Annotated in this window: 6 protein-coding genes; 3 read left to right on the top strand and 3 right to left on the bottom strand. The window is 59.7% G+C overall.

The window, feature by feature from the left end:
- Positions 1-174 precede the first annotated feature (174 nt).
- The 3 genes from FV217_RS20890 to FV217_RS20880 all read right to left on the bottom strand — a co-directional run bounded on the left by FV217_RS20890 (position 175) and on the right by FV217_RS20880 (position 5,288).
- Positions 175-696 (bottom strand): hypothetical protein, encoded by a 522-nt coding sequence (locus tag FV217_RS20890; RefSeq protein WP_147820325.1) that lies wholly within the window; start codon positions 694-696, stop codon positions 175-177.
- Positions 697-935: 239 nt separating this feature from the next.
- A complete protein-coding gene (locus FV217_RS20885) occupies positions 936-2,183 on the bottom strand; it encodes a site-specific integrase (protein ID WP_147820323.1) in 1,248 nt (415 codons plus the stop codon).
- A 438-nt stretch (positions 2,184-2,621) separates the two neighbouring features.
- Entirely contained in the window at positions 2,622-5,288 is a 2,667-nt protein-coding gene (locus FV217_RS20880) for a hypothetical protein (protein ID WP_147820321.1), read from the bottom strand.
- A gap of 1,447 nt (positions 5,289-6,735) precedes the next feature.
- Between FV217_RS20880 and FV217_RS20870 the strand changes: the two genes are divergently transcribed.
- The 3 genes from FV217_RS20870 (at position 6,736) to FV217_RS20860 (ending at position 9,402) form a co-directional block, all read left to right on the top strand.
- Positions 6,736-7,683 carry a M23 family metallopeptidase gene (locus FV217_RS20870; RefSeq protein WP_187272659.1) on the top strand — a complete coding sequence of 316 codons (948 nt, stop codon included), beginning with the start codon at positions 6,736-6,738 and terminating at the stop codon, positions 7,681-7,683.
- Positions 7,684-8,249: 566 nt separating this feature from the next.
- Complete coding sequence (locus FV217_RS20865; RefSeq protein WP_187272658.1) at positions 8,250-8,666, top strand: DUF1761 domain-containing protein; 417 nt, start codon at positions 8,250-8,252, stop codon at positions 8,664-8,666.
- A gap of 25 nt (positions 8,667-8,691) precedes the next feature.
- Complete coding sequence (locus tag FV217_RS20860; protein WP_147820313.1) at positions 8,692-9,402, top strand: YafY family protein; 711 nt, start codon at positions 8,692-8,694, stop codon at positions 9,400-9,402.
- Positions 9,403-9,728 lie beyond the last annotated feature (326 nt).

Below are 9,728 nucleotides of genomic sequence, written 5' to 3'. Positions count from 1 at the left end.
GTCCTCGAGACAAGGCGGAAACAGCGTCGTCTGATCGCGCTCGGCACCGACAACAAACCGGCCCATGTCTACCTCCGGTCAGACCGAAGGAACGTACCATCATCGGGGTTTTGACACAGCCAGGGTCAAACCGAGAAGCGAACAGCGATCGACCGCGCTACCGCCCGCTACGCGCTACCCGAGTATCGCGGCCTGCAGGGTTGCCGCGGCGTCCACGGCTCGCAGAGCGGCGCTTTCTGCTTCGGCGCGAGCATCTTCGGCGTTCTCGCTGTCCGGCTCTCTGACTTCAATGGCTTCAGCATGGCGCTGAACGACTGCCGCATGGTGCCGAGCAGCTGCTGTATGCGCGTCGCGCGGGTCTTCGCCGTCTTCGGCAAGCCGAACCGCCTCATCGGCCTCGCGACCCGCATCACGGATAGCGAGGATACATTCGCCGGTGAATTCAGAGGCCTCTATGGCCGTACCAGTTTGCGCAGCGGCATCGGCACTCGCGTCCTGCGCCTCTAGCTGAAGATCCGCATCACCATCTTGACGGGCTTCGAAGTGCATCTCGGCAGCGGTCGCATGGGCGTCCGCTGCGGCGGCGTGTTGCCGAGCAGCTTCGACATGGGCGGCAGCAACGCGACGGCACTCAGCGGTGCTGCTCGCAACCGACGTCATGTCGGTAGAGCGAATGCTGCGGAAGCCGGTGTGCATCGAAAATTTCCTCTAATCTGTCAGAATCGACAAATTAGAAAAGCATTCCCGAGCTTCGGGCACAATTTCTCGCTATTCAGGGCGGTTAACACGCCAATATAAAGACGACATATAAATGTGTCCCCTGCCCTCCTCAGCTACCATTAGGATGTTCCAAAGCGCATTACGCGCAACCAGCCACCGCCGATCTATCTCTCTCTCCATATTTTACGCGCGACACGGGACCCGCCCCGTTCGGCTCAGGCAGCGAATGCACGGTCGAGCGCGTCACGTGCAACATCGGAATTCCGGACGGCCTGCGTGTAGTAGCTGAGCGTGACCACGGGGCTGGCGTGGCCTGCGATCTTCGCGACCAGTCCCACCTCCACGCCTTCGGCCTGAAGGGTCGAGATGAAGGAGTGCCGGGCCGAATGCGGCGTGACGTACGGTAGGCCAGCGCGCTTCAGCACCACCGCCCAGATCCGTGTGCGGTAGTTGGAATAGAGGTGGATCCCCCCTCCCCCTATCCGCGGCAGCGGCCACATCTGGCGCGTCCCGAGACCCGGGAATACACGACGCGGCTCGCCCTCGCGGTGGGGGCAGATCTCGCGCCACGCCATCAGCATCTCGCGAAGCCTCGCCGACATCGGGATCGAGCGTCGGCCAGCCGCCGTCTTCGTCACCTCGGAGACGGTGCCGTCGATCTCCTGCATCCGGCAGATGCGGATGACACCTGCATCGAAGTCGACATCCTCCCAAAGCAGAGCGAGCATTTCGCTCGGCCGCGTTCCGGCGAGGAAGGGGAATGCCACGAAGATGCCCTTCTCAGGATCGGCGGCGGCGACAGTGAGGAGGTTCGAGACCTGTTCAGACGATAGGATCGCCTTCACGGTCTTCGCGCGACCCTTGCCGAGCCGGGTTGGCATCGCGGGTGGTCGGATGCCAAGATCCTCTGCAGCCAGAGCGAGCGCGCCACCGAGGTATTTACGAGCCCGGTTGGCGGTCGAGGCGCCCACTTGCTGTATGAGCAGCTTGTGCCAGGTCCGGATCTCACCCGTGGAGAGGCGATTAAGTTTGATCGCGCCAAGCGTGGGCTTAAGTGACGCGCCATCCGGTACAAGACCCGTTTCGGTATGAACGCGTCGCTGCACCGGGGTCGCACCAACCAACAGCGGATCGGTGATGTAGCGGGCCGCCTGCTCATAACCGAACAGCGTTCGATCCTTGACCTCGCCGCGGCGGTTTTCGATCCAGCGCGTCACGGCCTCGCCGACGGTGATGACCTCCCGTTCCGGAATATAGGTCCGCGCCTCCACGGCGGCAGCGATCTCGTTGCGCTTGGCGATGGCCTCCTTCTGCCGCTCGAAGAACAGCTGGACGCGGGCGCCCGTCTTGGGATCGGTGTAGTTCAAGACCCAGCGCGTGTTCGTCACGAACTCGCCCGAACGGAGCTTGCGACGGCGATCCCGCTTGGTCAGGCTGATGTTGAATTGAGCGGGGGCCGACATTACCGATACTCCACTGTCTACCTGAACAGAAAATCACGTGATTACAGACGGAACAATTATTCGCACTGCGACGCCCGGAAGCACAGTTAACGAGCGTCTATCGACCGCTTCCCGTCGGGCAGGCCGGGAACACACTTGTCCCTGTAACCACGCCTGTAACCACGAATGCCGCATCACGGGCCGGACGATACAGATATACAAGCGGTCGTATCCGCTTCATTTTGCCAATACGACCCGTAGACACACCGCATTTATGAAGTAACGGTGGGATAGCGGTAGGTCGCATGCGGTCAGGACGCAGGACAGGACGGACATCAATGGATAGGGGGAGAGGGGGAGATAGATGCAGCCGACATTGCGCTGCAATGAAGAGCACCCTCCCCCCACACTCTCTGTGCCGTCCGTCCCGTCCTACGTCCCAGACCAACAGTCTGCTCATTAGAAATTGATCGGACTATCCTTCGGAGTTTGATAGCTTTCCTCCGCCTGGCTTTCTGTGGCTTCAGGAAGGATATCAAAACCGATCCCGATCGCTCTGGCCTTCTTCCTTATGTTGCTAAAATAGACCGGGTCTCTCGGAGAGAATGCACCGATGTATTTGCGAATTGCATGCATCCAGGCTCCTCCAGCCCACTGGGTATCCTTAAATATCTTCTCGATACCCGGGGCGCCCTTCAGAAGGAAGAATCCGGGATCCTTGTTGCCGGCATTCATTGCGATATCGAGCCCCGACAAGATCTGAGCACTCGGTCTCGTATCTTTGTCACCGTCTTGAACTCTGTCTCGGAGTTCACGTGCGATCCATTGGCCGAGCGATGCCTGGCCGATCGGGTACGCGAGGAGATGATGAAGAGCCTCCAGCGCGTCGTCGCGATCAACCTCTTCAGCGTGTCCCGCAGTTGTAGATTCGAAGTCCGCGACCTGCTCCTTTGCCTCCCCCTCGGCAGGAATACGGCCACGCAAAGCCACAAACCCGGCCCCGAGCAGGGTCGCGATGTTTGTCCGAAGCCGCGAGTCCATTCCTGCCATCTCCATCTCGAAGACTTCTCGGGCAGGTGAGATCAATAGCGCTCTCGACGCCATGTAGGCACACCACCTCGGACCAGTGTCTGCGAAATAGGCGAGTTCAGCTGCGATTTGGCGAGCATCTTCCTGATCGTTGTCATGCATCAAGAGTTCGAGCAGAAGGATCCGGCTTGCGTCCGCTGGCGAAAGACCCGCGGGGTTGATGCCGCTGAAGAAGAAGGTGGTACGCAAGCTGAATTGCATCGCCTTCCCCTCGGGGGTCCCGCGCAAGATCGGCGTGTCGCCGGATGAGGCACTTCGAGCAAGCATGATGATCGCCTGCTGCCTTCCCCGCCTTTGGTCACTCTCGAACTCATCGATGATCACCGGTAGGCTGTCCGGCCCTACGGCTTGCCGGATGCCCGCCTCGGAACTGTCCCCCGTCGTGGAAATAGCAAGCGGGGTGAGGATCGCCGAAGCGAGCCTGTGCAGCGTGCTCTTGCCGGCCTTCGGTGGTCCGTAAATGAAACAATGAGGTCGCCACGAGAGCACGCCACAGATTGGCGCAATCGCAAGCCACCCAAGTAGCAACATGGCGTTCTTGGGCTCACGGAACTTAAAACGGCTCAGTAGGTCAAGTAGACGCGTAGCGTCGAAAGCCGCGTTGTCTGGAAGAGAAATCGGTTCAAAGCACAAATACTGGTTCTTCAACCCCTCGCGGATCGGATTTCCGAGATTCAGCACCACCTCGTTGTCTTCTATCCATATGCCTCGACCTCGAATTCGCAAGGGATTAAATGGACCGGAGCGCTTGCATGCTGCGATCAGTCCCTCACCAGCTGCCGCAAAATTGAAGAGACTCTTGCTGGGATACTGACGACGCCAGAAAGCCGAGGGTGCAACGCCTTGAAGCCACTGGCTCGAAAGCAACTGCTGAGCACTGGCTGACACAATGATATTTCGAGATTGGTCTCGCAGCGAGTAGAGACCATCACGATTATATCCCAACGGAATCGGCCCCTCACTTCCAGGGTCGTACCGTGGCGGACCCGAGCCAATCTGGACGGGCGATTTGATGAACCCGTAGTAGGGGCATTTGCGACAAGCCTCGTGTCCAAGATCGCTTTCAATCGACGAGCACGTTCGCGGTGCATCGCTAAGTCGAGCACGGTCGAATTTTTGCTGAGTTTCACGTTCATCGTAACCAGCGTATGCCGAGCTATAAGCGTGGAAGATCCGCTCACCATCCTGGCAGCATGCCGTGATACTGGCAGCCGCGAACCACTCTGGCTCGGACGCATCTTCAGCTCCTTCGCCAGACATCGCCCCGTACCAGGAACACCCGCGCCCAATCGTTTCATGATCAGCTAGCCCGAAGCCGTCGCTGGGCCGCCGTCGTCTCGCGGGTGCTTTCGATGGAGATGCCGGTTTGATGAGTCGCTCAATATCTGCTGTTGAGTAGCGCTTTTCGGGATCGAATTCGAGAAGCACGACCGGCTTCTTCTCACCGCCTTTGTGATTGAACGTCCCCGGGATGCGGAACGCACGGGTAATGTCACCGATACTGTCGATTTCTGCGCTGCTCTGCCTAAAAATTGTTTGCATGTACCGACTAAAAGCGGCGGCGATCTCCTTGGCGTTCTGAAGTTCCTCCTCATTCTCGATCAACACAGGACGCTTGAGAAACCAATGCCAGTGCTCACCATTACCCGTCGATACGACCGCTGAAGGCGCGATAGACAGCTGGCGGCGAACGTCGGCCGCGGCGGACGTATGTGCCACGTATCGCTTATTGGTGTCCTTCATCGAGGCGAAATCGACATCGATAACCAGTCCCGACATCTGGCGAACTGTGGCAACGCTTCCTCGAACACCGGCTTGCAGCCGCTCTCGCTGCGTGCCAATCACGCTGTAAATGTCCAGAACCGAACCTAACCGAGCAATGTCGGTATCCATCGCGGACCACTGCGAGCTATCGTAGAAGGTAGTCTTCTTCGACGGCATCGCGAACAGAGCGTGGAAGCCGCTGAAAGTCTCCCCGTGCACAGCTTTCAAGAATGCCACAGAGCTGATGTTGGAAGTCAACGAGGAAGCGCTCATTTCACGCCTCCATTACGTGTTGCTTCGATGTACGCGACAATTTCAGATAGGCGAACCCGCCTGCGGGTATTTCCAAAAGTATACACGGGCAAGCTTTGGCTATTGACTAACCTCAACAATTGCCAATAATGAATGCCGAGAAGCTCAGCTGCTTTTTTGATAGTGAAAAATTGCTCAACAGTAGGATTTTGTCGGCTCAACATCTTACCCTCGTTCGCTGAGACGAGGGTGCAGTATGGAGAGTGCCCAGGGCACGCCAGACGCACCTCGCCCCTGGTTTGACCAAGCTCGAGATGCAATACGCTGGCACTACAGATGGACTATAGCGTCTTTAGGTGCGGTGCTCAGCCGCCGGTTCTGTACGTGTTGCCCTGCGTATCGGGGACGAGCCACATCTACGCAGAGCATTCCTCATCGGACCAGCCGGATTATCAGCGCTTAAGCGAACGCCTCGTATCCGACCCACACAACCGCAATCGTTTGCTCGATCAGTTTTGTCTCGAGCGCATCGATTGGCAAGACATTTTAATGCCGACCAAAAGTTATCCACATTTTAAGTATGAAAATTTCCAATCCAATATATGAAAACATCTAGCTGTGATCTTTAAAAATTTCATGTACAATATTTTCTGACGGCTCACTCCCAACGATTGTCCACGCAATCGAAGCAAATCTTGAATATACTTCCATTGACTTCCGATCTTTCCATTTAATAGTCAATATACCCTTGTGATCACTTAACATAGTGAACGGCACTGACCTGTAGTCAATTTTGGCTTCCGCACTTGCCTTCCCGACGATAAACGACGCGACCATTTTGAGTCTTGCGATTCTTCTAATGTCATTGTCGCAAGTTTCGAAATACACAAAATCGAAAATAGACGGTTCGTCCCACATTTTTCTCTCCATTCATGAGAGAATTTTAATATTAACCCTCCTTTAATTTCGCAAATTTGGAATATGGAATAGCGTGCAATGGCGAAACTATCCACAGAGCAATTTTGGCAGCTAGCTTTTTGCGAGCTGGTCGAGTTCAATTTGGGTAAATTTAGCTGACCTATTACCCTGCCCCCCAGACAGATACCTGACGCTAGGCACCTATTATTCTTGTTTCGGCATAAACCTCAAAGTCGAAGAGATACTTGTCACGCTTGCTTGCGTATCAGTTTTGTGACGCACCGGTTCGCCGTCTGACCCAAAGACCCCGATGCGTGCCCTCTCCGCCGCCCAAGTTGCGGTTGTCCTCGCCCCGCTGCTCTTTGGCGCGGCCAGCGCGGCCGAGATCGGCCGGCATGGCGTGGCAACGTCCCCCGTTATGACGCCGCTCGTCGCCGTGGGTCGTGCCGATGTCGGACGGTCGCAACCACCTCGTCTACGATCGTCGCCTTTCGAACGTCCTGGATGGGCGATCCGATCTCAATCGCCTCGCCGTTCTGGAGGCCAACTATTGGCGCTCGACCGGGACGTAATCGGTCGGCGCCTGTTGCTCGGCGGTCGCCGCGGGAGCGAGACGGCATCGCTCGGCCCCTCCCAGTTCGGAGTCGTTTTCCTCCATTTCGGGCTCGACGCCGGTGCGCGCGTCCCCGAGGCACTGGTGCACGAGATCGACAGGTTTGCCGAGCCGCTGAAGTCCGAGTTGTCGATGCGGGTCGCAGACACGCTGGTGATCGACACGGCCCTGCCCGTACTGGGAGCCCCGCTACGCGGAAGCGGTTACGTCGCCGGAGACGGCTGCTGCGTTTCCATCCGGCATGTCCGTGTGCTGCTGCCGCTCAACGGAGCTTTTCGGTTGGCACAGCGCTTCGCCATCGATTGGGTGAAGATCGACGACGAGAACCGGATCGTGCGAGGCGACCTGAAGGACGTGAAGAGCTACCGCATCTACGGTGAGCCGGTGCTGGCGGTGGCAGACGGCTCGGTCGTCGGGGCGCGCAACGATCTACCCGACCAGGCACCAGGTGCGCTGCCGGCAAACCTGCCGATCAGCGAGGCGGACGGCAACTTCGTCGGGCTCGCCATCGGTGGCCGAGCGTTCGTGCTGTACGCCCACCTTCGTCCTGGAAGCGGCAGGGTGCGCTTCGGCGATCGGGTCGGGCGCGGCGCGATCACCGGCGAGCTGGGCAACACCGGCAACAGCCAGGCGCCGCATCTCCACCTTCACGTCATGGACCGTCCGGACGATCTTCAGGCGGACGGTCTCCCGTACGTCTTCGAGGCCTTTGCCATTCCGACGGATGCCGAGGCGGGGACTTCCGATTTCGATCGGGCGGAGGCGACTGGTTCACCGCTTACGCTGACCCGCAGATCAGCCCCGCTTGCCGTGCGCAAGGCCCTGCCACTCGACCTCTCGATCGTAGATTGGGAGCCGCGAGCTTCGGAAGGTGGAACGCAGTAGCGATCGGACCGACAAACCGATCTGAAGGCGTTACGAGCGCTGCTGATCGCCCAGCCTAACCCTAACTGGATCGACGCAGATCGCGTCATCGACCCGCGTGTTGATCAGAACTCGACAGCAGCGCGGCTTTGCCCGTCGATCGGACTGACCTGACAAATGCTTTGGAGCAGACATGACAACCTCTGGCGGCAGTGACCGAGTTGGGTGGGGAGCGGGCTTTAACCCTCCCCCCGGAAGCAGACGTTCTGCCTCCGACCCAACTATGCCGCCCAGGCCCACGTCGGCGCTTCCCGAAAGCGGCCGTTTGTCAGCCCTCCAGCAACTTCGGCTCGGGGTGGGAAGCGGGCTTTAGCCCTCCGCCCGGAAGCGGACGTTCCGTATCAGACCCAAATAGGGCATGCAGAGAGGCCTTGGAGCTTCCCGAAAGCGGCCATTCGTCTGCCACTGTTAAGGTCGGCTCGGGATGGGAAATCGACATGATGGACTAACGCTGCTGACACCACGGTGGCAACAGCGCTTCGCTATCAAAGGGCCCTCGGCAACCGCCGGTGCAAGGAATGGGACCCATGATCGAAGCTCTCTCCCACGTGAACTGGCTCGCAGTCGGTGTTGCCAGCGTCGCCCACTTCATCCTGGGCGCGGCGTGGTTCGTGGGGTTGGTCGGCAAGCACTATCCTGTCGTGCTCGGCATCGCCGACCGGCCGCAGGAGAAGCCCGGCTTGCTGTCCCTCGCCGGTCCCTTCGCGTGCACTGCGGTCACCGTCGCCACCAGTGCCATCCTCCTGCGTGCGCTCGGCATCACGACCTACGGCGATGCGCTCGTCTTGGGTGCCCTCGTCGGAGTCGGCTACCTTGTTCCGATGACCCTCAACATCGCCATCAACCCGCTCTTCCCGCGACCCTTCGCGTACACGGCTCTCAACGCCCCCTTCTTCGTCGTCGGCAGCCTGATGTCTTGCACGATCCTGGAGGCGATGTCGTAGGGCCGCCCGCCATCGGATACGGGTCATGCGCCGCGCCGACCGCCTCTTCGAGATCATCCAGGTACTGCGCCGTGCGTCCGGCCCGCTGACGGCCGACCGGATCGCCGCCGAGCTGGAGACGAGCAAGCGCACCATCTACCGCGACATCGATGCGCTGGTCGCCCAGCGCGTGCCAATCCGGGGCGAGGCAGGCGTGGGCTACGTCCTTGAGCGGGGCTTTGATCTGCCGCCGCTCATGCTGACCACGGACGAGGTGGAGGCGGTAGCGCTCGGCGCGCAATGGGTGGTCGCCCATGCGGATGCGGGGCTGGCCCGTGCCGCCCTCGGCGTGCTCGCCAAGATCGCGGCCATCGTGCCCGAGGATCTCCGCCCGGTCATCGACGATCCCGCGGTGGGGACCCCGCCTTCGCGTCATCGCGACGATGACCACGTCGACGTCGCCCGCCTGAGGATTTGGTGCCGCGAGGGACGCAAGCTCGCCATCGGCTACGTCGATGAGACCGGCGCGGCGAGCGAGCGCGTCATCCGCCCGTTCATGGTTGGCTACGTCGCGACTGTTCGTGTCGTGATGGCGTGGTGCGAGCTACGGCAGCACTTCCGAGTGTTCCGCCCGGATCGGCTCGGGACCGTCGCGTTCCTCGACGAGCGCTATCCCGAACGCTCCGTAACCCTACGCCGCCGCTGGCTGGCGACGAGGGGCGAAAAACGAGCCGTTCCACCGTCCTCCGGTCAATGAGCCCATGTCCCTCATGCCCGGAAGCGGGCGCTATCTCGCCGTCCGCTCTGATCCATGGCCGCTCAAGAGCGGTCAGTCGCGAACCCACCCATCCGGTCGGCGGTCCCTGCCTCGACAGCCTGGGAGTGGACCTCCCGAGGGTCGGCAAGGGCTGGAAACTCGACCTTGGCCTTGCAACTCGAAGGGGACGTTCCGCCTCCGACCCTGGCTGTGTCAAAACCCCGATGATGGTACGTTCCTTCGGTCTGACCGGAGGTAGACATGGGCCGGTTTGTTGTCGGTGCCGAGCGCGATCAGACGACGCTGTTTCCGCCTTGTCTCGAGGA

The sequence above is a fragment of the Methylobacterium sp. WL9 genome, assembly GCF_008040035.1.
Taxonomy (GTDB): Bacteria; Pseudomonadota; Alphaproteobacteria; order Rhizobiales; family Beijerinckiaceae; genus Methylobacterium; species Methylobacterium thuringiense.
Note: the sequence above shows the minus strand (reverse complement) of the source record. Positions and strands in the feature narration are given on the sequence as shown.

Excerpts from the sequence above, each read along its gene's own strand:
- FV217_RS20865 (WP_187272658.1), top strand. The coding sequence starts at position 8,250 with ATGATCGAAGCTCTCTCCCACGTGAACTGGCTCGCAGTCGGTGTTGCC.
- FV217_RS20885 (WP_147820323.1), bottom strand. The coding sequence starts at position 2,183 with ATGTCGGCCCCCGCTCAATTCAACATCAGCCTGACCAAGCGGGATCGC.
- FV217_RS20880 (WP_147820321.1), bottom strand. The coding sequence starts at position 5,288 with ATGAGCGCTTCCTCGTTGACTTCCAACATCAGCTCTGTGGCATTCTTG.
- FV217_RS20890 (WP_147820325.1), bottom strand. The coding sequence starts at position 696 with ATGCACACCGGCTTCCGCAGCATTCGCTCTACCGACATGACGTCGGTT.
- FV217_RS20860 (WP_147820313.1), top strand. The coding sequence starts at position 8,692 with ATGCGCCGCGCCGACCGCCTCTTCGAGATCATCCAGGTACTGCGCCGT.